This is a genomic window from Banduia mediterranea (assembly GCF_031846245.1).
Taxonomy (GTDB): Bacteria; Pseudomonadota; Gammaproteobacteria; order Nevskiales; family Nevskiaceae; genus Banduia; species Banduia mediterranea.
In genome coordinates, this window is sequence record NZ_JAVRIC010000006.1 from 130,245 (window position 1) to 156,092 (window position 25,848).

Annotated in this window: 21 protein-coding genes; 13 read left to right on the forward strand and 8 right to left on the reverse strand. The window is 65.6% G+C overall.

Annotated elements, in window-relative coordinates:
* A complete protein-coding gene (locus RM530_RS06315) occupies positions 1 to 1,638 on the reverse strand; it encodes a tetratricopeptide repeat protein (protein WP_311364372.1) in 1,638 nt (545 codons plus the stop codon).
* A 256-nt stretch (positions 1,639 to 1,894) separates the two neighbouring features.
* Here RM530_RS06315 and hemA point away from each other — a divergent pair, with 256 nt between their 5' ends.
* From hemA to RM530_RS06345, 6 genes are all read left to right on the forward strand, one after another.
* A complete protein-coding gene (gene hemA, locus RM530_RS06320; protein WP_311364373.1) occupies positions 1,895 to 3,151 on the forward strand; it encodes a glutamyl-tRNA reductase in 1,257 nt (418 codons plus the stop codon).
* Between the two features lie 110 nt (positions 3,152 to 3,261).
* Positions 3,262 to 4,350 carry a peptide chain release factor 1 gene (gene prfA, locus RM530_RS06325; RefSeq protein ID WP_311364374.1) on the forward strand — a complete coding sequence of 363 codons (1,089 nt, stop codon included), beginning with the start codon at positions 3,262 to 3,264 and terminating at the stop codon, positions 4,348 to 4,350.
* Positions 4,347 to 4,751, forward strand: a complete 405-nt coding sequence (locus RM530_RS06330) for a hypothetical protein (RefSeq protein ID WP_311364375.1) — start codon at positions 4,347 to 4,349, stop codon at positions 4,749 to 4,751. Before prfA ends, RM530_RS06330 begins: the two co-directional genes overlap by 4 nt.
* Entirely contained in the window at positions 4,748 to 5,605 is an 858-nt protein-coding gene (gene prmC, locus RM530_RS06335) for a peptide chain release factor N(5)-glutamine methyltransferase (protein ID WP_311364376.1), read from the forward strand. Before RM530_RS06330 ends, prmC begins: the two co-directional genes overlap by 4 nt.
* A complete protein-coding gene (locus RM530_RS06340) occupies positions 5,602 to 6,345 on the forward strand; it encodes a HesA/MoeB/ThiF family protein (RefSeq protein ID WP_311364377.1) in 744 nt (247 codons plus the stop codon). The genes prmC and RM530_RS06340 overlap by 4 nt, the downstream gene beginning before the upstream one ends.
* Positions 6,338 to 6,760 carry a M67 family metallopeptidase gene (locus RM530_RS06345; protein ID WP_311364378.1) on the forward strand — a complete coding sequence of 141 codons (423 nt, stop codon included), beginning with the start codon at positions 6,338 to 6,340 and terminating at the stop codon, positions 6,758 to 6,760. Before RM530_RS06340 ends, RM530_RS06345 begins: the two co-directional genes overlap by 8 nt.
* Before the next feature lie 9 nt (positions 6,761 to 6,769).
* Here the strand turns inward: RM530_RS06345 and RM530_RS06350 are convergent, their stop codons facing one another.
* The gene (locus tag RM530_RS06350; RefSeq protein ID WP_311364379.1) at positions 6,770 to 8,221 is read right to left on the reverse strand and encodes an alanine/glycine:cation symporter family protein; all 1,452 of its coding nucleotides are present in this window, start codon (positions 8,219 to 8,221) and stop codon (positions 6,770 to 6,772) included.
* Between the two features lie 207 nt (positions 8,222 to 8,428).
* Here RM530_RS06350 and RM530_RS06355 point away from each other — a divergent pair, with 207 nt between their 5' ends.
* The gene (locus RM530_RS06355) at positions 8,429 to 10,144 is read left to right on the forward strand and encodes a proline--tRNA ligase (RefSeq protein WP_311364380.1); all 1,716 of its coding nucleotides are present in this window, start codon (positions 8,429 to 8,431) and stop codon (positions 10,142 to 10,144) included.
* Between the two features lie 583 nt (positions 10,145 to 10,727).
* On the opposite strand, the gene mfd is transcribed toward RM530_RS06355, so the two are convergent.
* Together mfd and RM530_RS06365 are read right to left on the reverse strand one after the other, a co-directional pair.
* The gene (mfd, locus tag RM530_RS06360) at positions 10,728 to 14,144 is read right to left on the reverse strand and encodes a transcription-repair coupling factor (RefSeq protein WP_311364381.1); all 3,417 of its coding nucleotides are present in this window, start codon (positions 14,142 to 14,144) and stop codon (positions 10,728 to 10,730) included.
* A gap of 129 nt (positions 14,145 to 14,273) precedes the next feature.
* Positions 14,274 to 16,589 (reverse strand): ATP-binding protein, encoded by a 2,316-nt coding sequence (locus tag RM530_RS06365; RefSeq protein WP_311364382.1) that lies wholly within the window; start codon positions 16,587 to 16,589, stop codon positions 14,274 to 14,276.
* 85 nt (positions 16,590 to 16,674) lie between these two features.
* Between RM530_RS06365 and cysM the strand changes: the two genes are divergently transcribed.
* The 3 genes from cysM (at position 16,675) to rlmD (ending at position 19,866) form a co-directional block, all read left to right on the forward strand.
* Positions 16,675 to 17,565: a cysteine synthase CysM gene (gene cysM / locus RM530_RS06370; RefSeq protein WP_311364383.1), complete on the forward strand. Its 891-nt coding sequence runs from the start codon at positions 16,675 to 16,677 to the stop codon at positions 17,563 to 17,565.
* Between the two features lie 184 nt (positions 17,566 to 17,749).
* Positions 17,750 to 18,541: a 3'-5' exonuclease gene (locus tag RM530_RS06375; RefSeq protein WP_311364384.1), complete on the forward strand. Its 792-nt coding sequence runs from the start codon at positions 17,750 to 17,752 to the stop codon at positions 18,539 to 18,541.
* Entirely contained in the window at positions 18,538 to 19,866 is a 1,329-nt protein-coding gene (gene rlmD, locus RM530_RS06380) for a 23S rRNA (uracil(1939)-C(5))-methyltransferase RlmD (protein WP_311364385.1), read from the forward strand. The genes RM530_RS06375 and rlmD overlap by 4 nt, the downstream gene beginning before the upstream one ends.
* Before the next feature lie 114 nt (positions 19,867 to 19,980).
* Here the strand turns inward: rlmD and RM530_RS06385 are convergent, their stop codons facing one another.
* Positions 19,981 to 20,580: a lytic transglycosylase domain-containing protein gene (locus tag RM530_RS06385; protein WP_311364386.1), complete on the reverse strand. Its 600-nt coding sequence runs from the start codon at positions 20,578 to 20,580 to the stop codon at positions 19,981 to 19,983.
* 55 nt (positions 20,581 to 20,635) lie between these two features.
* Between RM530_RS06385 and RM530_RS06390 the strand changes: the two genes are divergently transcribed.
* A complete protein-coding gene (locus RM530_RS06390) occupies positions 20,636 to 21,208 on the forward strand; it encodes a hypothetical protein (protein ID WP_311364387.1) in 573 nt (190 codons plus the stop codon).
* Positions 21,205 to 21,510, forward strand: a complete 306-nt coding sequence (locus RM530_RS06395; RefSeq protein WP_311364388.1) for a hypothetical protein — start codon at positions 21,205 to 21,207, stop codon at positions 21,508 to 21,510. Before RM530_RS06390 ends, RM530_RS06395 begins: the two co-directional genes overlap by 4 nt.
* Positions 21,511 to 21,900: 390 nt before the next feature.
* Here the strand turns inward: RM530_RS06395 and RM530_RS06400 are convergent, their stop codons facing one another.
* Both RM530_RS06400 and RM530_RS06405 read right to left on the reverse strand, forming a co-directional pair.
* Entirely contained in the window at positions 21,901 to 22,533 is a 633-nt protein-coding gene (locus RM530_RS06400; protein WP_311364389.1) for a D-sedoheptulose 7-phosphate isomerase, read from the reverse strand.
* The gene (locus RM530_RS06405) at positions 22,521 to 22,913 is read right to left on the reverse strand and encodes a polysaccharide biosynthesis/export family protein (RefSeq protein WP_311364390.1); all 393 of its coding nucleotides are present in this window, start codon (positions 22,911 to 22,913) and stop codon (positions 22,521 to 22,523) included. Before RM530_RS06405 ends, RM530_RS06400 begins: the two co-directional genes overlap by 13 nt.
* 667 nt (positions 22,914 to 23,580) lie before the next feature.
* On the opposite strand from RM530_RS06405, the gene RM530_RS06410 reads away from it, so the two are divergent.
* Positions 23,581 to 24,249 (forward strand): CsiV family protein, encoded by a 669-nt coding sequence (locus RM530_RS06410; RefSeq protein WP_311364391.1) that lies wholly within the window; start codon positions 23,581 to 23,583, stop codon positions 24,247 to 24,249.
* Positions 24,250 to 24,255: 6 nt separating this feature from the next.
* Here the strand turns inward: RM530_RS06410 and glgA are convergent, their stop codons facing one another.
* The gene (gene glgA / locus RM530_RS06415; protein WP_311364392.1) at positions 24,256 to 25,689 is read right to left on the reverse strand and encodes a glycogen synthase GlgA; all 1,434 of its coding nucleotides are present in this window, start codon (positions 25,687 to 25,689) and stop codon (positions 24,256 to 24,258) included.
* Positions 25,690 to 25,848: the final 159 nt, after the last annotated feature.

Below are 25,848 nucleotides of genomic sequence, written 5' to 3' on the forward strand. Positions count from 1 at the left end.
TCAGCGGGCGAGACGCCCGACCGTTTCGCGCAGCACCGGATGGTCAGGGTCGTCGCGCAGAGCCGTTTCCCAGACTTGGCGGGCCTCGGACTGGCGGCCCATCTGCCACAGCACCTCGCCCAGGTGCGCGGCGATTTCCGGATCGCGCATGTGGTCGAAGGCGCGTTGCAGGTAGTCGTGCGCCTGCTGCAGGTCGCCCAGGCGGTAGTGCACCCAGCCGAGGCTGTCGATCACGGCGGCATCGTTGGGTGTCAGTTCGGCGGCGCGTTTGATCAGGCCCAGCGCTTCCTGAAAACGCTGCGTGTGCGTGGTCAGCATGTAACCGAGTGCATTGAGCGCGCGCGCATCTTCGGGGTCCAGTGAGACGATCCGGCGCAGATCGGCCTCGGCCGCTCCGATATTGCCGAGCTGTTCTTGGACCAGCGAGCGGCCATAGAGCAGGTCGGCATCGTCCGGATGCTCGTCCAGCGCCTGCTCGTACATCTCCAGCGCGGCCGGGTATTCCTCGGAGGCGTAGAGGATTTCGCCTTCGGCCGAGTACAGGCGGGTGCTGAGCTGCGGATAGGCGCGGCGCAGGCGTTCGAGCTGCGAGCGGGCCTCGTCGACCCGTCCGAGCTGGGCCTCGACGGCAGCGATGCGCATCACCGCGTCCAGACCCTGCGGGCCACCTTCGACCTGGCTGTACCACTCCAGCGCCTTCTGCGGTTGCTTGTCGACTTCGGCGATACGGCCGAGGTAGTAGGCGGCCTCATCGCGGCGCTGGCCGCTATTGATCAGCTGCTGCAAATGGCCGCGAGCCGCATCGATATTGCGTTGATCCAGTTCGATCAGCGACAGCGCGTAGAGCGCATCGGCGTTGTTCCTTTCACTTTGCAAGGCCAGTTCGAGCTGCTTGCGGGCGCGTCCGATCTGGTCGGTTTCGAGCAGCAGCTTGGCGTAGCCGACACGCAGTTCGGCGGCGTTGGGGTTGTCTCGCAGCGCTTGATTGAGTGTCTTGTCGGCCTGTTCGGTTTCGCCCTGGCGGACCTGCACGCCGGCCAGCAGCAGGATCGCTTCCTTGTGAGCGGGGTCGATTTCCAGGGCGCGGCGTGCGGACTGTTCGGCGAGTCCGAGTTCGTCGTAACGCACCGCGATCAGGCCGACCGCGTAATAGGCGGCCGGATCGTGCTCGTTCTCGTCGGCCAGCGTCTGCAGCACTTTCAGAGCCGAGCCGGCATTTTTCGGCTCCTGGCTGAGCAGCAGCGCCAGCGCACGGAAACCTTCACCGCGCCCGCCGGGATGTGCCTCGATCAGCGGTCGCGACTGGCGCAGCACGTCGTCGATCCGGTCCTGGCGCAGATAGAGCCGGGCAAGAACTTCGTTGGCGCTGAGTTCATCGGGATCGATCGACTGCCAGGTCTCGGCGGATTCGACCGCCAGATCCATATCATTGGCCGCCAGCGACAGTGCCGTGGTGCGTGCGGCCAGCTGAGCGTCGGGCCGCGCCGCGAGCACCTGCCTGAATTCGCGTGCGGCCACGCCCGGCATGCCGCGACCTTCCGCCAGTTCGCCGGCCATCATGTGGTACAGCAGACGCGTTGACGGGGTATCGACGCGGGGCTCGACCTGGGCGATTTCGATCGCCGAAGGCGGCGTCATGGCCTCGGTTGCGGGCGGCTCGTCGACCGACAGGTGAGCGCAACCGCCGCAGGTGGCGGCCAAGGCCAGGGAGGCTAGCGAAAGAGTTCGTCTCAAAAGTGGCACCGAGTAGGACGAGGAGGGCGGAAATTCAAGGTTTCAATATACCGCATCTCGCCCTTGGGACCGTCGATCGGGCTCCCGCAACGCCAGCGCCGGCCGACGTTTCCCCGGCACAAAGCGCTACACTAGGCGGGATTGCTTACCGGGTAGCCCGATGGCCCTGATAACACTGGGGCTCAGCCACCACGCCGCACCGCTGGACGTGCGCGAGCGGCTGGCCTTTACCGATGCGGATTTGCCCGACGCGCTGGCGCGTCTGCGGCGGCTGCCGGGCGTCTCCGAGGCTGCCATCGTCTCCACCTGCAACCGCACCGAAGTGGTGACGGTCGCCGACCCCTCGGTCGAGGGTGAGCTGATCGCCTGGTGGGGCCGCGAGCGCAACGCCGAGGCCGAGCTGATCCGCCGCTATTCGTTTACCCATCGCGATCTCGAAAGTGTGATCCACAAGCTGCGCGTGGCCGCGGGGCTGGACTCGATGATCCTCGGCGAGCCACAGATACTCGGGCAGATGAAGCAGTCCTACGCGGTGGCGCAATCCGAGAAATCGGTGGGGCCGGTGCTGTCGCGGCTGTTCCAGCATTCGTTTGCCGTGGCCAAGCTGGTGCGCAACCAGACGGACATCGGCGCGCATCCGGTGTCGGTGGCCTACGCCGCGGTGACGATGGCGAAACGCATTTTTTCGGACCTTTCGGCACAGACGGCGCTGCTGATCGGTGCCGGGGAGATGGTGCAGCTGATCGCGCGGCACCTGGTCGGGCAGGGCGTGGGGCGCATCATCGTCGCCAATCGCAGCCTTGACCGCGCCGAGAAGCTGGCGCGCGAGCTGCACGGCTACGCAGTGCCGCTGTCGGACCTTCCGGCCTATGTGGCCAGCGCCGATCTGGTGATCGCGAGCACTGGCAGCCGTGACCCGGTGCTCGACATCGCCGTGGTCAAGCGCGCGGTGTCGATCCGCCGGCACAAGCCGCAGTTCATGATCGATCTGGCGGTGCCGCGCGACATCGATCCGCGTGTCGGTTCGTTGGAGGATGTCTATCTGTATACGGTCGATGACCTGCGGACCGTGATCTCCGAAAACCTCAAGTTCCGCGAGCAGGCCGCCCGACAGGGCGAGGCGCTGGTCCAGCAATACGCGCTGGAGTTCAACCGCTGGCTCGAAAGCCGTGATGTCGGCGATACCATTCGCCGGATTCGCGCCAAGGCGCGGCTGCAGCGTGATGAGGTGCTGGAGCGGGCGCGCAAGCGACTCGCCAATGGCGAAGATCCCGAGGCGGTGATGGCTTTCGTTGCCGATACCTTGTCGAACAAGCTGCTGCACGCGCCATCGGCGCAGATGCGCAAGGCCGATGCGGTAGAGCAGGCGATGCTGATGTCCACGGCCGAGAAGCTGTTCGATTTGGGAGGCGAGTGATGCGCATGTTTCGCAGGAGGGCGACCGGCGTCGTCGTCGGAGAGCCTTAGCGGGGATCAACCGTGTCGTGCCCGCTGTGTTGTCCCTAGTCTCCCTGATCCCCGATTTCGATGAAGCCCAGCCTGCTTGCCAAACTCGAACGATTGGTCGAACGCCGTGACGAGGTCGGCCGCGAACTGTCCGACCCCGACGTGATCGGTGATCAGACCCGCTTCCGCCGCCTGTCGCAGGAATACGCGCAGTTGGAGTCGCTGACCGACACCTTCGGCCGTTGGCGCGCGGCTGGCGAGGAGCTTGCCAGTCTCACGCAGATGCGTGAGGACAGCGACGCCGAGATGCGCGAACTCGCCAATGCCGAATGGCCCGCCGCGACCGAGCGGCGCGATGCCCTGGAACGCGAGCTGATGGGTTTTCTGGTGCCGCGCGATCCGCTGGACCACGCCAACGTCTACCTCGAAATTCGGGCCGGCACCGGCGGCGACGAGGCCGCGATTTTTGCCGGCGATCTGTTGCGCATGTACACGCGCTACGCCGAGACGCGCGGCTGGCAGGTGGATCTGCTGTCCGACAGTGCCGGCGAGCACGGCGGCTACAAGGAAGTCATCGCGCGGGTGGCCGGCGAGGGTGCTTATTCCATGCTCAAGTTTGAATCCGGCGGTCATCGCGTGCAGCGCGTGCCCGAAACCGAATCGCAGGGCCGCATCCACACCTCGGCTGCCACCGTTGCGGTCATGCCCGAAGTCGAGGATGCCGAGCAGATCGACATCAACCCGGCCGATCTCAAGGTCGACACCTACCGCTCGTCCGGCGCCGGCGGCCAGCACGTCAACAAGACCGAATCGGCGATACGCATCACCCATCTTCCGTCCGGGCTGGTGGTGGAATGCCAGGAGGAACGCAGCCAGCACAAGAATCGCGCACGTGCGATGTCGCTGCTGCAGGCGCGGCTCAATGATCTGGAGCGCAGCCAGCGCGAGCGCGAAACGGCGGCCACGCGCAAGAAGCTGGTCGGCAGCGGCGACCGTTCCGAGCGCATCCGCACCTACAATTTTCCGCAGGGCCGGATTACCGACCACCGCATCAATCTCACGCTGTACCAGCTCGAACGCGTGATTCAGGGCTCGCTCGACGAGGTGATCCAGCCCTTGCAGGCCGAGCACCAGGCTGCACTGCTGGCCGAAGCCGCGGAGGCGCCATGACCACCGTGCGCGGCCTGTTCCTGCGGCTGCTGGCCTCGACCGTGCTGGTGGCCTGCGGGCCGATCTACAGCACCGACTACAATTTCTTTCCGCCGGAAGACAATCAGGGCCGCGCCTGCGTTTCGATGTGCCGTTCGGCCAGGAACTACTGCGTACAGGCTGCCGAGTCGCGTGCCGACTTGCAGGAATCGCGCTGCGAACTCGAAGCCGAACGCGACTACGAGCGTTGCCTCGCACGCTCCAAGCCGGAAGATGCCAAGTCCTGCTATCGCCGGCCGTGCATGAATCCTGGCGTCAACGATGCCCACTGCGAAAGCGAGTTTCGCGGCTGTTACGTGGACTGCGGTGGTGACATCGAGACGGTCCGCAGCTGCCATTTCAACTGTCCCGAGGCGCCGTGACGGCATCGCCAGTCAGTCATCGCGTGACGACGGTCGCCGACGCGCTCACGGGCGCGAGCAAGCGTATCGCCGCGGTCTCCGATTCGCCGGGGCTGGACGCCGAACTGCTGCTGGCGCAGATATTGAAGCTGCGTCGCGCGCAGCTTCCGATTCGCGGCGCCGATGTATTGAGCGCAAGCTCGGCGCAAGCGTTCGAGGCTCTGGTCGCGCGGCGCTGTCAGGGCGAGCCGGTGGCCTATCTGCGCGGCAGCAAAGGATTCTGGACGCTGGACCTGGAGGTGACGCCGGCCGTCCTGGTGCCGCGGCCCGAGACCGAACTGCTGGTCGAATGGGCATTGCAGTGTGTGCACGACGTGGCGCAGCCGGCGCTGGTCGATCTCGGCACCGGCAGCGGCGCCATCGGGCTGTCCCTGGCCAGTGAACGCGGTGATGCGCAGATCCTGGCGACCGACCGCAGCGCGAGTGCTCTGGCCGTGGCCCGGGCCAATGCGAGCCGGCTGAACCTCTCGGTCGAATTCCAGCGCGGTGACTGGTATGCGGCCTGCGCCGGCCGACGCTTCGAGCTGGTCGTGTCGAATCCACCGTATGTCGCCGGCGATGACCGGCATCTGGACGCGCTGCGCGCGGAACCGCGTGAAGCGCTGACGCCGGAAGGCGATGGCCTGTCGGCGCTGCGCGCGATCATCGCCGGAGCACCCGGGCATCTGAAGGCCGGCGGCCGACTGCTGGTCGAGCATGGCGCCGATCAGGGCGCCGCCGTGCGTGCGCTGTTCGAAGCCGCCGGATTCACCGCCATCGAAACCCGCCGCGACCTTGCCGGGCTCGAACGCGCCAGCGGAGGTATCCGCGCATGAGTGATCTGTCCCGCTACAGCCGTCAGGTGGTGCTGCGTGAAGTCGGCGTCAACGGCCAGCAATTATTGCGCGATTCCAGCGTACTGGTGATCGGCTTGGGTGGGCTGGGCTGCGCCGCCAGTCTCTATCTGGCCGGCGCCGGCATCGGGCGACTGGTGCTGGCCGACCGTGATCGCGTGGATCGGTCGAACCTGCAAAGGCAGATTCTGTACAGCCAGGGTGATGTCGGCCGAGCCAAGACCGAGGCCGCCGCCGAGCGCCTGGCCGGGTTCAACCGCGAGGTCGAGATCGAAATCCACGAAGGCCGGCTCGACGAGGATCGACTGGCGACGATGCTGCGCGGCGTGGATCTGGCGCTGGATTGCACCGACAACTTCCCGACGCGTTTCGCGATCAACGGCGCCTGCGTGCGTGCCCGCAAACCCCTGGTGTCCGGCGCCGCGATCCGTTTCGAAGGCCAGCTCGCGGTGTTCGATGCGCGGCGCGCGGACAGCCCCTGCTATGCCTGCCTGTTCCCGGATGCCGGCGAGGCGGCCGAACGCTGCGAGGAAGCCGGCATCCTCGGGCCGGTCGTCGGTAGCGTCGGCAACCTGCAGGCGCTGGCCGCGATCAAATTGCTGCTAGGCCTCGCAGACGAGGCCGGCACCCTGCATCTCTGGGATGCGCTCAACATGGACTGGAAGCGCTGGCGCGTGCCACGCGATCCCGGCTGCCCCGTTTGCGGACTTCACGATGACTGACACCCCGACCGACCGGACCGAATACCTGCCGCGCGAACTCGTGCTGCGTCTGCTGGCCTACGCGCAGCAATCGCCAGAGGCGCGCGTCTGCGGGCTTGTCGGCGCCGACGGGCGGGGGCCGTCCGCCTTGTGGTCGCTGGACAACATCGCGAGTGACCCGATCGCCTCCGCCGCGGTCGACCCCGAGCAGGTTCATCAGCAGCACAGCGCGCTGCGGGCGCACGGTCAGACGCTGTGGGCGAGCTTTCATTCCTGCCCGCAGGGCATTGCCAGTTCGTCCGACATCGAGGTGCAAGGCCTCGGCGACGGATTGCGCTTGGTCGCCGCCCTGGATATTCGCGGTGTGCTGCAACTGCGGTGCTGGCGCGCCTACGGCGGACGTCTCGACGAGTGTGAACTCAAGCTGCCGCAGTAGGTGATTGTTTCAGTCCGGATCGGGCTTTTGCAGGCGCTGCTTCCAGAATTCGGCGTTGCGGATGCCGAGCGACTCGGGGTCGAAGACCGGTTCCACGCCCGCCCTCTTCTGGCGTTCATAGTCGCGTAGCGCCGCCAGTGCCGGCCGCTGCAGGATCACAATGGCGATGATGTTGAGCCAGGCCATCAGCCCCACACCGATGTCGCCCAGGGCCCAGGCCGAGCCGGCGCTGTTGACGGCGCCGTAGCTCACCACCGCCAGAATGCCGATGCGCAGCACCAGCGTCATCCACGGGCGGTGCACCTCGCGGTTGACGTAGGCGATGTTGGTTTCGGCCATGTAGTAGTAGGCCACGATGGTGGTGAAGGCGAAGAACAGCAGCGCCACCGCGACAAAGCCGGCGCCGTAGCCCGGCAGCATCGATTCCACCGCGTTCTGTGCGAAGCCGGGGCCGGGGTCAACGCCGGGCAGGGATTCGCGAATCATGCCACCGGCCGGCCGGATCACGTTGTACATGCCGGTGGACAGGATCATGAAGGCCGTGGCCGAGCACACCAGCAAGGTATCCACATAGATCGAGAACGCCTGCACGTAGCCCTGTTTGGCCGGGTGCGAGACTTCGGCGGCGGCCGCCGCGTGCGGCCCGGTGCCCTGTCCGGCCTCGTTCGAGTAGATGCCGCGTTTCACGCCCCATTCGACGGCCAGGCCCAGCACTGCGCCGAACGCGGCTTCGGCGCCGAAGGCGCTGCGGAAGATCAGTGCAACCACGGCGGGCAGCTGGCCGATGTTCAGAAACAGGATCGTCAGCGCCACCAGGATATAGGCCAGCGCCATGAACGGAACCACGATCTCGGCGAAGTGTGCGATGCGCTTGACGCCGCCGAAGATGATGAAGCCCAGCGCCACCACCACGCCCGCGGCGGTCACACTCGGCGCGATGCCCCAGGCCGTTTCCAGACCCTGCGCAATGCTGTTGGCCTGAACCCCGGGCAGCAGCAGGCCGGTGGCGACGATGGTGGCGATGGCAAAGATCCATGCGTACCACTTCTGGCCCATGCCCTTTTCGATGAAATAGGCCGGGCCACCGCGATACAGACCCTGATCGTCCTTTTCCTTGTAGATCTGCGCCAGCGCCGATTCGACATAGGCGGTGGAGGCGCCGAGGAAAGCCACCGTCCACATCCAGAACACCGCGCCGGGTCCGCCGAAGGCGATCGCGGTGGCGACGCCGGCAATGTTGCCGGTGCCGACACGGCCGGACAGCGACATCGCCAGCGCCTGGAACGGCGTCACGCCGGCCGCCGATTTCTCCCCGCGAAACAGCAGGCGCAGCATTTCGCCGACCGAGCGGACCTGCATGAAGCGCGTACGTATCGAGAAGTACAGGCCGGCCCCGAGGCACAGCACGATCAGGGCGCGGCTCCAGATGATGCCGTTGATGGCGTCGATGACTGCGTCCACCGAGGTGTTCTCCAAAATTGTTATGGGCAAGGTCCGGCGCCCGTGCGATCAGCCCGGACCGGACCGCGGACTGGATAGACCTTCCCCTCACGCAATGGCCGGGCCATCGCGCAGTCAGTCTGCCCCGCTTCGCGGGCTTGGCGGTGTCCATGCCCGGCTGCGGACCGGTAGAATCGCGCGTCCCGACCCCAGCTCCGACCGTCCCGCATGCGCCTGTCCCGATTCCCGATTTCCACCACCAAGGAAACGCCGGCCGACGCCGAGATCGTCAGTCATCAGCTGATGCTGCGCGCCGGCTTCATTCGCAAGCTGGGCAGCGGCCTCTACAGCTGGATGCCGGTGGGCCTGCGCACGCTGAAGAAGGTCGAAGCGATCGTGCGCGAGGAAATGAATCGTGCCGGCGCACTGGAAGTGCTGATGCCGTCGGTGCATCCGGCCGAGCTGTGGCGCGAGTCCGGCCGCTGGCAGCTCATGGGCGACGAGATGCTGCGCATCAAGGACCGTCACGACAACGATTACTGCTATGGCCCCACGCACGAGGAAGTGATCTGCCATCACCTGCGCCAGGACGTGAAGAGCTACAAGCAGTTGCCGCTCAACTACTACCAGATCCAGACCAAGTTCCGCGATGAGCGGCGTCCGCGCTTCGGCATCATGCGCGCCCGCGAGTTCCTGATGAAGGATGCCTATTCGTTTCATCTGGATGCCGAAGGGCTCGCCGCCGAGTACGACAACATGCGCGCCGCCTATGCGCGGATCTTCACGCGGATCGGCGCCGACTTCCGCATCGTCAAAGCCGATTCCGGCAACATCGGCGGTAGCCGTTCCGAGGAGTTTCACATCCTCGCCGGCGCCGGCGAGGATCTGCTCGCGGTATCCAGCGAAGGCAGCTACGCCGCCAATGTCGAGGCGGCAGAAACCCTGCCCGTGTCGGTCACGCGCCCGCCGGTGCTCAAGCCGCTGGCCAGGCTCAGCACGCCGGGACAGAAGACCTGCGCTCAGGTGGCCGAGTATCTCAAGCTCGGGCTCGATGCCAAGGTCAAGCTGCTGGTCGCCAAGGCGGCCGACGGTGGCCTCATCGGCATTGCCCTGCGCGGCGACCACCAACTCAACGAAATCAAGGCGGCCAATCACCCGAAGATCGCCAGTCCGTTCGAACTGGCGGCGGCTCGCGACGTGGAACAGGCCTTCGGCTGCGAAGTCGGCTATCTAGGGCCGGTGAACTGTCCGATTCCAGTCATTGCCGACCATGCCGCGCTGGCGCTCAGCGACTTCGTCTGCGGCGCCAATGAGAACGACCATCACCTGGGTGATGCCAACTGGGGGCGTGACTGCGCCGAGCCGGAGGCCGCCGATCTGCGCATGATCGTCGAAGGCGATCCGGCGCCGGATGGCAGCGGCACGATCCGCCTGCTGCGTGGCATCGAGGGCGGGCACATCTTCCAGCTCGGCCAGAAATACACTCAGGCGATGAACGTCAGCGTGCTCGACGACAACGGCAAGGACGTGACGCTGCACATGGGGTGCTATGGCATCGGCGTGTCGCGTCTGGTGGCGGCCGTGGTCGAGCAGAGCCATGACGCGCAGGGCATGATCTGGCCGGATGCGATCGCGCCGTTCACGGCGATCATCACGCCGATTGGCCTGGACCGCTCCGAGTCCGTGCGTGAAGCTGCGGAGACGCTCTACGCCGACCTGCTGGCGGCCGGCATCGATGTTGCCTTGGATGATCGCGGGCTGCGTCCTGGGGCGATGTTTGCCGACGCCGAGCTGATCGGTATTCCGCATCGGATTGTGATCGGCGACAAAGGCCTGGCCAAGGCCCAGTTCGAGTACCGCCATCGCCGTGCCGAGACCGCCCGGATGATTCCGGCACAGGCCGAGGCGGTACTGGATCAGCTTCGGCAGACGGTCACTGGCTGAATGCGGTCGGACGCGCGGGCTCGGTATATGGTCGGGTGGCGATACAAGAGGGGCTCTGAATTGCACAGTCTGGCAGTCTTGCGGCGCGCGACGATGATTCCGTGCGGCGCCGCCGCTGGAACCGTGATGCTGGGCATGCCCGCCGATTCCGCCCCTCGCAGCAAAAGAGCTTGACGTGGCGGTGGCTCACTACGAGGCAATCCCCCGTGGGAATATACGATCCATCGTGGTTCAGCCAACATCAGGTTGGCAATTCACCGTTCACTTCAGCATCAAGCCCGAGGGTGCAGGGCATACGCATACTCGCCGTCGCTCACCAGAAACGGCAGCCTTTCTACTGACTGGAAAGCACAAAACAGTCGTTCTTTCAGGCGTATGCCTGACAATGTGCCGAGGCGGACATTTGACCCGCCGCCCGCTATTTCTGTCGAAAAGGCCGGCATCGTTTCAAACCGATGAACACAGGCCTTACGGAACTGCAATGGGTCCGTATCCAAACGAAAACGACTTGGCGGCCTGTCGGACTTAGGGGGTCGTAGCGAGGGCCGAAGTCGCAGTCGATCATCCTGAGTCCGACAGGCTGCTAGGCGCCCAGCTCCAGCGGCGGCGCGCCCAGGCGTTCCAGCAGTGCGGCGGCTTCCTGCGGGCGATTCTCGGGCGGGTCCATCGATCCCAGGTAGTGCAGCTTGGACTGGCCTTCGAGCCGGTAGCGCTTGGGCTGGTTCTGGATCAGCTGGATCAGCTTCACCGGGTCGAGTTGTGTCTGTGCGCCGAAGTCCAGGGTCAATGAGCTTTTGCCGGCGCGAATCCGGGTGATGCCGAGCGCCTGCGCCGCCAGTTTCAGCGCCGCGGCCTGCCACAGGCGGAACGCCACTTCCGGCAGCGGCCCGAAGCGGTCGATCATCTCGTAACGCAGTTCCAGCAGGGCCTGCTGGGTGGCGGATTCGGCCAGGCGCTTGTACAGCGACAGGCGCGTGGCGATGTCCGGCACGTAGTCGTCCGGAATCAGCGCGGTGGCGCCGAGGTCGACCTCGCTGCTGCCGTGTTCGAACGGTGCATCCGCGAGCTTGCCGGACTTGATCGCGGCCACGGCGCGTGCCAGCAGGTCGGCGTACATCGTGAAGCCGACCTCCTCGATCTGGCCGGACTGGTCGTCGCCCAGCAGTTCGCCGGCGCCGCGGATTTCCAGATCGTGCGTGGCCAGCAGAAAGCCGGAGCCGAGTTCGCCCATCGATTCAATCGCTTCCAGGCGCTTCTCGGCGTCCGCGCTCAGCGCGCGCTTGCTCGGCACCAGCAGATAGGCATAGGCGCGGTGATGGCTGCGACCGACGCGTCCGCGCAGCTGATGCAGCTGCGCCAGGCCCAGGGTGTCGGCGCGATTGACGACGATGGTGTTGGCGTTGGGAATGTCGATGCCGGATTCGATGATCGTGGTCGACACCAGGATGTCGAAGCGGTGATGGTAGAAATCCAGCATCACCTGTTCGAGTTCGGCGGCACGCATCTGGCCGTGCGCGAAACGCACCCGCGCCTCGGGCACGATCTCGCCCAGCGACTGCGCGGCGCGTTCGATGTCCTTGACCTCGTTGTGCAGATAGAACACCTGGCCGCCGCGCTTGAGTTCGCGCAGGCAGGCTTCGTAGACCAGATTGCGGTCCCAGTCGGCGACGAAGGTGCGGATCGCCAGACGCGCCTCGGGTGGTGTGGCGATGATCGACAGGTCACGCAGACCGGCCAGCGACATGTTCAGGGTGCGCGGGATCGGCGTGGCCGTCAGCGTCAGCAGATCGACTTCGGCACGCAGGTTCTTGAGCCGCTCCTTGTGGCGCACGCCGAAGCGGTGTTCCTCGTCGACGATCACCAGGCCCAGATTCCTGAACTTCACGTCCGGCTGGAGCAGGCGGTGCGTGCCGATCACCACATCGAGCCGGCCCGCTTCCAGCTCGGCCAGCAGTGTCTTGAGATCCTTGTCCGCCTTGAGGCGCGAGGCCACGCCGACGCGTACCGGCCAGCCCGAATAGCGATCCGCGAAGTTCTTGTAGTGCTGTTGCGCCAGCAGCGTGGTCGGTACCAGCACGCAGACCTGGCGATTGTTGTTGATCGCGGCAAAGCTGGCGCGCAGCGCGACCTCGGTCTTGCCGAACCCGACATCGCCGCAGACCACGCGATCCATCGGCTTGTCGGCCGCCATGTCGGCCAGCACGTCCTCGATCGAACGTTGCTGGTCGGGGGTGGTCTCGAACGGAAAGCCGTCGCAGAAGCGCCGGTAGTCCTCGTCGTTGACGTCCATCGCCATGCCCGGCCGCGCGGCGCGGCGCGCCTGGATCTGCAGCAGTTCGGCGGCGACGTCGTGCGCGCGTTTCCTGGCCCGTTCCTGGGCCTTGGCCCAGCGGTCCGAGCCCAGCGAGTGCAGCGGCGCGGCCTGCTCCTCGGCGCCGGTGTAGCGGTGAATCAGTTGCAGCGAGGCCACCGGCACGTAGATCTTGTCGCCGCCTGCGTATTCGATCACCAGGTATTCGGCGGTGATGCCGCCGGCGTCGAGCCGCGTCAGGCCCTGATAGCGGCCGACGCCGTGTTCGGCGTGCACCACCGGGCTGCCGATCGACAGCTCGGACAGATCCTTGAGCAGGGTTTCGGGGTCGCGTACCGGCTTGCGTCGGCGTGACACTTCGGCGCGCAGGCCGAAGATCTGCGCCTCGGCGATGATCAGGCTGCCGTCCGGCAGCTTGAGCCCGTCCTGCATCGGCCCCAGCGTGATGCAATAGCGCCGGTTGTCGGCCAGGTAGTCGTGCCAGCCGGCGCAGTCGCGCGTGGCCACGCCCTTGGGTTTGAGCCAGCCGTTGAGCGCTTCGCGGCGGCCCGCCGATTCGGCCACGAACAGGATGCGTGGTGCCTCGCTGAGCAAGGCCTGCACGGTGTCGGGGGAGCGCGGCAGCAGCTCGCAGGACATGGCCGAGCCTGAAGGCGCGGCCGAGATCGCGACGCGTGAGTGTTCCGCCAGCCGCTCCAGCGCAGCACCGGGGGCATGAAACAGGTCCAGCGGCTTCATCAGCGGTCGTTCGATATCGCCGGCCAGGCGTTCATGGCGTTCCGCAATCTGCTGCCAGTCGGCGTCCAGCGCCGCGTGCAGTTCGCCGACTTCGGCGACCCAGGCCGTGGCCGGCAGATAATCGAAAATCGACTCGGTGTGCTCGAAGAACAGCGGCAGATAGGCTTCGATACCGCCCGGCATCAGCGCCTTGGACACCTGCGTATAAATCCTCGAACGGCTCGGGTCGCCGGCGAAATACGCGCGGTAGTTGGCGCGGAAGGTCTCGATGCCGGACTTGTCGGTCGGAAAATCGCGCGCCGGCAGCATGCGCACTTCCTTGACCTGCTCGGTGGAACGCTGCGTTTCCGGATCGAACACGCGGATGGTTTCGAGCTCGTCGTCGAACAGATCGATGCGATAGGCCGCGGCGGAGCCCATCGGAAACAGGTCCACCAGTGCGCCGCGCACCGCGAATTCGCCCTGGGTCTGCACTTCCGAGACTGACTGGTAGCCGGCGGCCACCAGGCGTTCGCGGAAGGCGATCGGGTCCAGGCGCTGCCCCACCGTCAGCTCGAAGGCGCGGCCGTCCAGCCAGGCGCGCGGCGGCAGCCGCGCCAGCAAGGCATCGGCGGTGAGAATGACGATGCCGTGTGTCATCGACGGCAGGCGGTACAGCGCGGCCATGCGGTCCGACAGGATTTCCTGATGTGGCGAAAAACCGTCGTACGGCAGCACTTCGGTGTCCGGAAAATGCACTACCGGCACTTCGTCGCTGGCGAAGAAGCGCAGCTCGGATTCCAGTTCGTAGGCGCGACCCTCGTTGGCCACCATCGCGACGACGGGGCGTCCGAACCGTTCGGCAGCGTCGCTCAGTGCCAGAGCGGCGGCCGCGCCGGGCAGGCCCTGCCAGAGTGTGCGTTCGCCGGACGGCGGAAGCGGGGGCAGGGCAATCGGACCTCGTTGTTTCACGTTGCTGATCGTAGTTCTCTGGCTGTTGCTCGGCGCGCGGAACCGGTGGCGTGCGGCCTCGGAGGCGGCGCCCAATTCGGGGGGGCGCAAATTATGCCGAAATGAGCGGGTGGCGGTCGTGCGCCGTGCTTATTCGCCGCGCAGCTCGCGCAATACTCGGTTGGTGGCTTCGCGAATCTCGGCGATATCGTCGCCCAGATTCTCCGGCAGGCCCTTGCCGACGGCCGCCAGCGACTGTTCCACGCGGCGCGCGCTGGCGCGCAGCTCGGCCAGTTTGTAGAAGGCCGCGGTGCCATGGATCTGGTGCGCTGCCGAGCGGATCGCATCGCGTTCGCCGCGCATGTAGATCTCCTCCAGCTCCTTGATCTGCAGCGGCAGTTCCTCAAGCAGCAGTTCCGCCAGTTCCGGCGCGATACCGTGCGCCAGCCTTACCGGCGCGTCGGCCCCGTCCGCTGCCTGCGGCGGCGGGTCAGCCGGTCTGCATTGTTGAACCCAGGGTCTCAGGGTCCGCAGCAGCTGACGTTCGTCGAAGGGTTTGAGCAGCACTTCGTCCATGCCGGCGCGGATCACTTCCTGACGCTCCTCCGGCTCCAGATGCGCCGACATGCCGATGATTCCGCAGCGCGCGCCGCTGCCGGATTCGGCGGCGCGAATCTCGCGCGCTGCGCCGGGGCCATCCAGTTCCGGCATCTGCACGTCCATCAGGATCAGCGGCGGACGCCGCTCGCGCCACAGCCGGACGGCTTCACGGCCATCACCGGCTTCCTGTGTCTGTGCCCCCAGACTGTCCAGCAGCAGCGAGACATAGCGCCGACTGGCGACAGTATTGTCGACTACCAGCACTTCGAGGTCCTGTAGCGGCTTTTGGCCGGGTTCGGCCGGCTGCCCCGCCAGGGTGTCGAGCAAGGCCTGATACAGCGGACCGCCGCCGATCGACTGCGGGAGGCAGCGTGCGGCGCCAGCATCGGTAATGGCGTGCTGAACCTCGGTGTCCGAGGAGCTGATCAGCGCCACGCAAGGGCGCTGGGTCTGTCGACAGGCGCCGAACACGTCACGCCATTGGACATCGTCGAGCGCCTCCGGGGTGATGCCGGCGATCACCAGTCGCGGACCTTGCGTGTCGCTTTCGAGCAGTGCCGTGGCGAGGCGCCGGGGTGATTCGAACAGACGTGTTTCCAGACCCCAGTATTCGAGGTGATGCAGCAGTGCCAGGCGTGTGGTCGAACGTGCATCGCACAGCCACAGGCGTACTCCGCGCAGCCCATCCCAGGTCACCAGGGCGCTGTCGCGTTCGAGTTGCGGTCGCAGCGCGACCACCGCGCTGAATGTGGTGCCGATGCCCACCTCGCTTTCGACCTCGAGACGCCCATCCATCAGTTCGCACAGGCGCTGCGTGATCGCCAGGCCGAGCCCGCTGGACGGCGTGCGATTGCTGGTGGATGACGGCGTGAACATCTCGAACAGCCGCTCCATCTGCGCCTCGCTGATGCCACGCCCGCTGTCGGCCACGCTGATGCGCAGCCAGCAGCGTTCATCCTTGCCCTGCTCGCGCATCACGCGGATCACGATCTCGCCGCGTTCGGTGAACTTGATGGCGTTCGACAGCAGATTGGTCACGATCTGTTGCAGACGCACTGGGTCTCCGGACACGCGCAGCGGCACGTCGTGGTAGATCAGCAGCGCGATCTGCAGTCCCTTGTCGTAGGCCAGCGGCGACAGCAGGCCGGTGACGTCCTCGATGCAGTCGCTGAGCACGAAGCTGATCTGCTGCAAGGACAGCCGCCCGGCCTCGATGCGGTTCCAGTCGAGCAGGCTGTTGATCATCGACAGGAGGTTCTCCGCGGACTTGGACAGCGTGCTGACGTACTCGGCCTGCTGCCGGTTGAGCGGCGTTTTTTCGAGCAGTTCGGAAAAGCCCAGAATCGCCGTCAGCGGCGTGCGCAGTTCGTGACTCATGTTGGACAGCAGGTCGTTCTTGAACTGCGCGGCGGCCCGTGCCTCGGTGAGATCGGTCTGGGCGCGTTCGCGCGCGGCGCGCTCATTGGACAGCTCCTGGCGCAGATGGGCCAGCAGGCGGGCGGATTCGCCCCGGGACGCACTGCGGGACTGATGAAGCTGCTCGATCAACTCGTTCAGCACCGTGGCGGCGGACTCCGGAACCCCCATGGCGCGCGCCTGGATACGGTTTTCGGGCCGGTCCTGCATGGCCTGACGCAGCACCCGTCCGAGCCGTTGCAGCCGTGCCGCGAGCCGGCGCTGGGCGGCGACCACGCCCATCAGGCTCAGCACCACGCCAAGCGACAGCAGCACCCATCGCGGATAATCGTCATACATCCACGGAGCGAACCAGGCGGGCAGCAGACCCACGGCCAGCGCCAGCGCCGGTGCCAGCAGCAGCCAGGGCCAACCGCGGATACGGCCTGAAGAGGTTTGACGAGCGCTCAAGTTTTCGCGGTCCGATACACTATTGCGTCGTACTGATCGCATCCGTTCCGGCGAACCCGCAGTCTCGCCCACAGCCCGAAGCGCAATGATTTCAAAGTCCCTGGTCGATTGTATCGGCAACACGCCCCTGGTCGCGCTGACGCGCCTGCCGGGCATCGGCGACAACCGCCTGCTGGCCAAGCTCGAAGGCAACAATCCTGCGGGCTCGGTCAAGGACCGGCCGGCCTGGAGCATGATCCGGCGCGCCGAGCAGCGCGGCGAGATCAAGCCCGGCGACACCCTGATCGAAGCCACCTCCGGCAATACCGGCATTGCCCTTGCGATGGTCGCCGCCGCGGCCGGCTATCGCATGGTGCTGATCATGCCGGAGCATATGAGCGCCGAGCGTCGCGCGGTGATGAAGGCCTTCGGCGCCGAGATCGTCAAGGTGTCCAAGGACGAAGGCATGGAGGGCGCGCGCGATCTGGCGCAGCGCATGCAGTCCGAGGGACGCGGCCGCGTGCTCGACCAGTTCGCCAATCCGGACAACCCGCGCGCGCACTACGAGGGCACGGCGCCGGAGATCTGGAAGGCCACCGACGGTGCGATCACGCATTTCGTGGCGACCATGGGCACCACCGGCACGATCATGGGCTGCTCGCGTTATTTCAAGGAGGTCAAGCCGGAGATCGAAGTCGTGGGCGTGCAGCCGGACGGCGACTCCAGCATCCCCGGCATCCGCAAATGGCCCGAAGCCTATCTGCCGAAGATCTTCGAACGTCCGCGCGTGGACCGCATCATCGAGGCCAATGCCGCGGACGCCGAGGGCACGATGCGGCTGGTCGCCGAAAAGGAAGGCCTGTTCTGCGGGCCGTCTTCCGGCGGTTCGATCTGGGCGGCCTTGCAGGTCTGCAAGCAGGTCGGGAACGCGACCGTGGTCTGCATCGTCTGCGACCGGGGCGACCGCTATATCTCGACCGGGGTGTTCCCGGCGTGAGTTCGGATTTGACTCGGGCTCGCGAGGGAGCTGGCGTAGGGAGGCCAAAGCGAAGCGTGCCCACGCGGAAACAGGCACTGGGCCACGCGTGGGCACCGCCTGCGGTCTTTGCCCATCCTGGGATTTTCTGCGCGCCTTGCGCTGCTCGGTGCGGCTGTAACGGGACGGACAGGACGTCGAGCAGATGACCAGCTTCGACCCCATGTTGGTATTCGACATCGAGACGGTTCCCGATGTGGCCGGCGGTCGCCGTATCCTCGGACTGGACGGCTTCGATGACGCCGACGTACGCACCGCGATGATCTCCGCTCGCATGCAGAGCCGCGGCACTGATTTCCAGCCGCCGCACCTGCAACGCGTGGTCGCGATCTCGGTGGCGCTGCGCAGCGGCGAGGACCGTTTCAAGTGCTGGACCCTGGGCGACGAGGATGCCGATGAGGCCGAGATCATCCAGCGTTTCTACGACGGCGTGGAGCGCTACCGGCCCCAGCTCGTATCGTGGAACGGTTCGGGATTCGACCTGCCGGTACTGCACTACCGCGCGATGCTGCACGGCATCGCCGCACCGGCGTATTGGGATACCGGCGCGCGCGAACGCGAGTCCAAGTACAACAACTATCTCAGCCGCTATCACGAGCGCCACCTGGACCTGATGGACTATCTGGCGCTGTACAACGGCCGCAACTACGCGCCGCTCACGGAGATCGCGGTCCTGCTCGGCTTTCCCGGCAAGCTCGGCATGGACGGTTCCAAGGTGGCGCAGGCCTTTGAAGAGGGCCGAATCCGCGAAATCCGCGAGTACTGCGAAACCGATGTGCTCAACACCTGGCTGGTGACGCTGCGTTTTCTGCGCCTGCGTGGTCAGATCAGTGCGCAGGAGGAAGCGGTCGAGCACGAGCGCGCCAAGGCCTACTGCCGCGACAGCGGCGCCGTCCATTGGAAGGAATTCGTGGAGGCCTGGGAGGCCAAGGCTTGAGCCTCGTCCTGAAGCGGCCGCCGGGGCTGGACCTCGCGCCGGAACACAGCGCCGAGATTGCGGACCTGTCGCATGATGGTCGCGGCGTTGCGCGGGTCGACGGCAAGGTCTGGTTCGTGGCCGATGCACTGCCCGGTGAGCGCGTGCGCTTCTTGCGCACCCGGGGTGGTCGCGACGCGGATGAGGCGCAGGCCTTGGTGATCGAGCGGCCCTCACCGGAGCGTGTGGAGCCGGCCTGTGCCCACTTCGGCGTTTGCGGCGGCTGCGCCCTGCAGCACATGGCGACGGCCGCGCAGGTCCGGTTCAAGCAGAAGCAACTGATCGAGGCGCTGGAGCGCATCGGCCGCGTCCGTGCCGACACGATCGCCGAGGCCGTCACCGGTCCGGCCTGGGGCTATCGCCGCCGCGCCCGGCTCAGCGTCAAGTTCGTCGCGGCCAGGCAGCAGGCGCTGGTGGGTTTTCGCGAGCGCCACAGTGCCTTGATCGCCGACATCGAACGCTGCGAGGTTCTGGATGCGCGGGTCGGCAATCTGATCAGGCCCCTGTCGCAGCTGGTGAGCCAGCTGTCACTGCGCGACCGGATTCCGCAGATCGAAGTGGCCGCGACCGACCGTGTAGCCCTGGTGTTTCGCGTGCTCGATCCCCTGGGGGGCGAGGACCGGCTCAAGCTCGAAGCCTTCGGCCGTCGCCACGCGATCGACATCTATCTTCAGCCTGGCGGCCTCGACAGCCTGCGACCGCTAGGCCGGGTGGAGCCGCTGAGCTATACGCCGGACGGCTCCGAGGCACGTCTGCGTTTCGAGCCCACCGATTTCATCCAGGTCAATTCCACGGTCGCCGAGCGCATGGTGCGGCAGTCGCTGGAATGGCTGGAACCCGCGCCAGGCGATTCCGTACTGGAACTGTTTTGCGGCCTCGGCAACTTCTCGATTCCATTGGCGCAGGCCGGTGCGCGCGTGACGGCGCTCGAAGGCGACGCCGGATTGCTGCGTCGCGCGCAAGACAACGCGCATCGCCTTGGCCTCAAGATTCGTTTCGCCAGGACCGACCTGTTCAGGCCGCGGCCGAATGCAGCGTGGCTGGAGGACGACGTGGACCTGTGCCTGCTCGACCCGCCACGATCCGGTGCGCGCGAGGTTTTGCCGCTGGTGGCGGTGAAGGCGCCGCGCCGTATCGTCTACGTGTCCTGTCATCCGGCCACGCTGGCGCGGGATGCAGCGATTCTGGTGCACGAGCACGGCTATCGGCTGGAACGTGCCGGCATCCTCGACATGTTTCCTCACACCGCGCACGTCGAGTCGATGGCGCTGTTTGTGCGTGCCTGATCGAGAAGAATATTGCCTCGCGCAAGGACGCAAAGGCGCCAAGTAAGGCAAAGCCAAAGAATCTGATCTTGTTGTTGCCGTTCTTCGCGCCTTTGCGCGAGGCCCAGCATTTACTCAGCCCTGATACCAGCGCCGATTGAGCGCCTCCAGCACCTTGTACGGGTATTGCGGCCGGCCGTAGCTGCCGTTGTAACGCGCCAGCGCGTTGACGAGGTTGCCGTTTTCGCGGTCCAGGTAAAACTTGAGGATGGTGCAGCCGTAGCGCAGGTTGGTGGCGGCGAGAAACAGATTGTCGTCGGGGCGGCCGATCTCCTGGATCCAGAACGGCATCACCTGCATGTAGCCCTGGGCGCCGGCCACCGACAGGGCGAAGCGTTCGAAGTGACTTTCGACCTCGATCACCGCCAGTACGATTTCGGGGGACAGCTTGGCGCGTGTGGCCTCGGCGTGCACCTGGCGCAGGAATTCCAGGCGCTGCTCGCGTTCCGGCATGAAGCGGCGCAGGCGTTGCGACATATCCAGCAACCAGACCTCGGCGTCGAAGCGGTCTTCGAAACTGTCGGCCGCGGTCACGGCCGCGATCAGTTGGCGGCGTAGCTCCGGGTCCGGATCCTCGATACCTTGCTGCGCCCAGGCTTTTGGTGCACCCAGGCCGCACAGCACCAGGATCAGGCTTGCGAGCCCGAACCGTATCGTCGATGCTGGGCCGAGCATCGCGTATGCACCGCGTCGCGGCCTCAGCCTGAGCAACGGCATCATGATGAAAACTATGAGTCCCCTGAAACATCTGCCCCTGAAGTGCCTCGTATTGTGCGCGAGCCTGGGTCTGGCCGCTTGCGGCGGTGATAGCGGCGAGGAACCGGTGATCGACGACGGCCTCGATCAGTTCGGGGATCTGGAATTCTCGACCGGCTGCGACTGGCGCGAAATCTTTCGCGAGGGCGAGCAGTTCCATTCCCTGAGCGATACCGCCGCCCGGTACTGGTATGCACTGGCGCCCACCGAGCCGGATGCCGTCGACCCGTCGACGCCGCTGGACGAGGACGGCTTCTTCAACGTGGTGGTGTCCACAGACGAGGACCGCCCGGCCAATGCCGACGTCGACAATGGCTTCGTCTGGCTTAACTGGAAGGGCGACACCGAACTGCTGATCTACCGCATGATGCTGGCTGCCGACAGCTTTGCGCAGTCGATCGACCAGGTCGATCCGGAAGACGATCCGGCCAGCGTCATGGGTGACTGTTTTCCGCAAACCACTTATTGCGATCGAGATGTTTTCGAAGCTTCGTCCGGCCTCAGTCCGGCCGAGGTGTTCGCAACGTGCCAGGCTTCCGCATCATGAAAACCCGAGATCCCAAGGAACCACGCGACACCTCTCGCGACATCGTCACGGTCAAGAATCTGGCAATGCTGTGGGCCGCCAGCGCCGCACTGCCGTTCTTCGTGTATCCGGTGGACGGTTGGAATGTCTACAACAACTTTGCCGTGATCTTCCTGCTGTTCTTCGTGTTCCTGTCGGTCAATGAGACGATGCGCGCGCGGCGCGAGGAACTCGGCATGGGTACCACGCTGTATGCCTGGATTCCGTTGTTGCTGTTCGCGGCCGCGTCGCTGATCTACTGGATGCGCCGGCTGGGGGCCTAAGGGCCATGCCGCTTGCGCATGGCCCTTAGTGAGCTTTGGGTGCTGTCGTGGCTGCTGATGGGCTCCTTGTCGAGCGGAGGGTTGGGTTCGATGCCCAGGTCGGTGAGCTTCTCGGCGTGACTCTTCGCACGCATCGCCGCGCCGCGATCGGCCCGCAAGCGATCAAATAGCGCGACCGGCCGGCCTCGGCCTCGCTTTCGTGGCAATCGCGGATTTTGGGGCGTGGGCCTGGTGCGGCGACAGATCGACGAAGCGAGGGCTCATCAGTCCGGCCAGCACATCGGCTTGCTCCGAGGAAGAAAAGGTCTGGGTTTCGGGTTTCATGAGAGAAGGCAGCCTTCAGTAATTGCGAAGAGGTAGCTGTCTCAGGTCACATTGGCACAGGGGGCATCAGCTCTTGGCTTTTTTGTACTCGCTGGCGAACAACTGCTCTTCGATCAAGGCACAGATCATGTGCTCGATCAGCAGGTGGCTCTCCTGAATGCGCGGTGTGTGTGTGGATGGCGCGGCGAGAACATGGTCGGCCAGCTCATGCACCTTGCCGCCGGCACCGCACAGCGCGACCTTGATCACGCCGAGCCTGTCGCAGGCTTCGAAGCCCTTGAGGATGTTCCTGGAGTTGCCGGAGGTAGTGATGCCGATGAACACATCGCCAGGCCGCGCCAGCGCTTCGAGCTGGCGCGAGAACAGCAGCTCGTAGCCGTAGTCGTTGCCGATCGCGGTCAGTGCCGAGGTGTCGACGGTCAACGCGATGGCCGGCAGGCCCGGGCGGTCGAACTCGAAACGGCTGACGAACTCTGCCGCCACATGCTGTGCATCGGCGGCACTGCCGCCGTTGCCACCCAGCAGAATCTTGTTGCCGTTGCGGAAGGCATCGAGACAGACCTCCACGACGCGCACGATGGCAGCCTGGAGCGCTTGGTCTTCGAGGATCTTCTGTTTGACGGCGATGGAATCGCGAATGTAGTCGGCGATGGTCGCGGTGTTCACTGGCAGTGGCAGGCTCACGTCTACAGCGCCCATGAGCGGACTCCTTCCGTAACGAATGCGAATTTCACGAAGTAATCGCGGCCGTCGAACACGCCGAGATGCGTCTGCACCGGGAAGCAGCCTGGCGAGCGCACCTCGCCCGGTACCGAAATCTGCTGACTATGTGATTCCGACACCTCCAGACGGACCTGCGGGTTCACCAGATACTCAGCCGCGCTGTCGGCCCGCTCCACCCCGGCCATCGGCACGCTCATGCTGCCGTCGTTGGCCACGTAGAGCACGCTGCGCAGCTCGGGATAGCCGACGATGGTCATGGTCACCACGTCGCCAGGGCCCAGCGGCAGCAGCAAATCCCTGTCCGTGCCGGCCGCCGGAGCGGCGTAACGCTGCTGCGTTGTCGGCGGCCTCGTCATCGGCGCTTGTGTCACGGGCTGGCTGGTCTGCGTCTGCACCTGTGTCACCGAAGGCGGGGCTGAGAATGTGCTGCGGTCGTTGTTTGCTGCCCTGGCGCCGAGGGGGCCGACACATAAACGGCTGGATGTTCGGGCGAGGCGGTGTAGACGTCGAAGTCCGGATCCGAAAGCGGCTCCGCTGCGCGATTCTGGACCCGGCCCGGCAGCTCGTAGTCGGGCGCGGTCGCGCAAGCCGCCAGCACAAGCGACACGCCAATCAGCAATGATCCCCAGGGCACGGCCTTTCTCACTGACTCTCCGGATGCCGGCTTCGACGCAAGCTGGCAATGACTCGCATGGTTCGTTATCACATCGGCAAGCGGCGTAGCCGTGGAATGATCGGCGCCACGATGACCGAGTTTACTACCCCCAACCACCCAATACGTGATTGCCCCGTGATTGCCCGGTCGATATAGCACCTCGCGGCGCGGGCTGTCACGTCGTCAAGATGGATCATGGCCGCATGTCGAGTCTGAGTGAATCCCGACCGTAACCGGTGATGCTGGATGGCGTGCGCCAAGCTGATCTATGCTTTGTGTAATCGACCCGACCGGACCGAGCCGGCGTCGCCCACCGTTAGTCGCACCGAGCGGCACCGTCTGGTGCTCTCATCACCCGAGTGATCCCGATGATTCGAAGCCCACTGCGCGCGCTGGTTCTGCTTGTCCTGCTGTCCGGTATTCCGGGCGCGGTGTTTGCGGAGGCGTTTCGCGTGGACCTGGTGGTGTTCCTCGACCAGAACTATCAGCGCGGCTCGCCCAATCAGGACACCGAAGCAGCGCGCCTGCCGGCGCTGACCGGGGCGATCGACATGGACGATACCGCAGGTCTCGCCGCCGCCGGAATCGAGCTGCTGCCGGAAGCCGATACGCGCCTCGCCGAAGTCTGGAACCGGCTCGGCAATGCCAAGCGCTTCAAGCCGCTGACCCGCATGGCCTGGATTCAGCAGTCGCCGCCGGAGTCCGGCGGACCGAAAATCCGCCTGCACTACGGGGATCTGCTGCCCATCGAGCGCGCCTTCGACGAACCGACGCTCGGCCCGACCACGCCCGGCGAAGACGGTGGTGGTGCGGCACAGGTGTTCGCGCTGGACGGCACGATCAGCCTGCTGCTGGGCCGCTTCCTGCATCTGGATGTGGACCTGCAATACGCCCAGCATCAGGACGGCACCGTCGCCGGCTATTTCATGCGCGAATCGCGGCGGCTGCGCTCCGGAGAACTGCACCACCTCGACAGTCCGCGTTTCGGCGTGATCACCAAGATCACGCGACCCGACGACCCCGCCGGCGACGAATAGCGCGGCTCAGCGAATCGCGTACAGCGCCAGGTACTCCGCCGCCACCTTGTCCCAGGAAAAATCGCGCTTCATGCCGGCGCGCTGCATCGAACGCCACAGTGCGGGCTGGCGCCACAGTTCCAGCGCACGCCGAACGCCCCAGAGCAGCCCGCCAACGTCCGCGTTCTCGAAGTGCACGCCGGTGGCACGAGCTTCGGCCAGTGTCTCTTCATTGGCATCGATCACCGTGTCGGCGAGGCCGCCGGTACGGCGCACCACCGGAATCGTGCCGTAGCGCTGGCTGTACATCTGGTTGAGTCCGCAGGGCTCGAAGCGCGAGGGCATCAGGAACAGATCGGCGCCGGCCTCGATGCGATGCGCCTGGCCTTCGTCGAAACCGATGTGCACCGCCATCTGCTGCGGAAAGCGCCGCGTCAGGCCGAGCAGCGCCTGTTCCTGCGCGCGATCACCGGAACCCAGCAGCACGAATTGCAGTCCCGATTCGAGCAGTTGCGGCAGCGCGCCGAGCAGCAGGTCGCTGGACTTCTGCTGCGCCACGCGACCCACCCAGCCCATCAGCGGCGCATCCGCCGCCAGTGGCAGGCCGAATTCGGCCTGCAGCGCCGCCTTGTTGACGCGTTTTCCGGAGACGAAATCGCGCCGGCCATAGGTACGCGGCAGCAGGGCGTCGCTGGCCGGATTCCACACCGCGTCGTCAATGCCATTGAGAATGCCGCTGAGTTTGCCGCGATGTGCGCGCAGCAGCCCGTCGAGGCCGCAGCCGTACTCCGGCGTCTGGATCTCGGCGGCGTAGCTCGGGCTCACCGTGGTCACCGCGTCGCTGCAATTGATGCCGGCCTTGATGAACGAAAGATCGCCGAATTCCTCGATCGCATCGGCGTGCCAGAGCGAGCCCGGCAGGCCGAGGTAGAGCGCATGCTCACCGGCGAAACGGCCCTGATAGGCCAGGTTGTGAATCGTGAAAATGCTGCGCGGCGGCTGTGGCTCGACGCTGAGCCAGGCCGGCACCAGGCCGGTTTGCCAGTCGTTGGCGTGAACGACGTCGGCACGCCAGCCCAAGGCGCCGCAGGCAAGCTTGGCCACGGCTTCCGAGAAGCAGCCGAAACGCCAGGCATTGTCACTCCAGTCCCGGCCTGCGGCGTCTCGGTAGGGATCGCCCTCCCGCGCGTACAGACTCGGGCAGTCCAGCAACCACAATGGCGCCGGGGTCTCCGGAAGGCGCCCTTCGATCACGCCGAATCGCTGACCGCGTATCTGCAGCGACCCCACTTCTTGTGCATCCTGCAGCCGCTCCAGCGTGCCGCGGTAGGCCGGCATCGTCACGCGCATGTCGATGCCGGCACGCTGCATCGCCGCCGGCAGTGAATGGGCGACATCGGCGAGACCGCCGGTCTTGACCAGCGGCCAGATCTCACTTCCGGCGAACAGGGCAGTGCTCATCGTTCAGTCGTCATGCAGTGTTCAGGCGTTCAAGGCAAGTATGGAAAGCAAGGATACGATCAGACGTGGTGCGGTGTCGCTGAACATGGCATGCATCGCGCTAGGCTGAAAAAAATAGTCTATCGACGCGAGTTTCAGTACTTCCATAGACCTTCATCG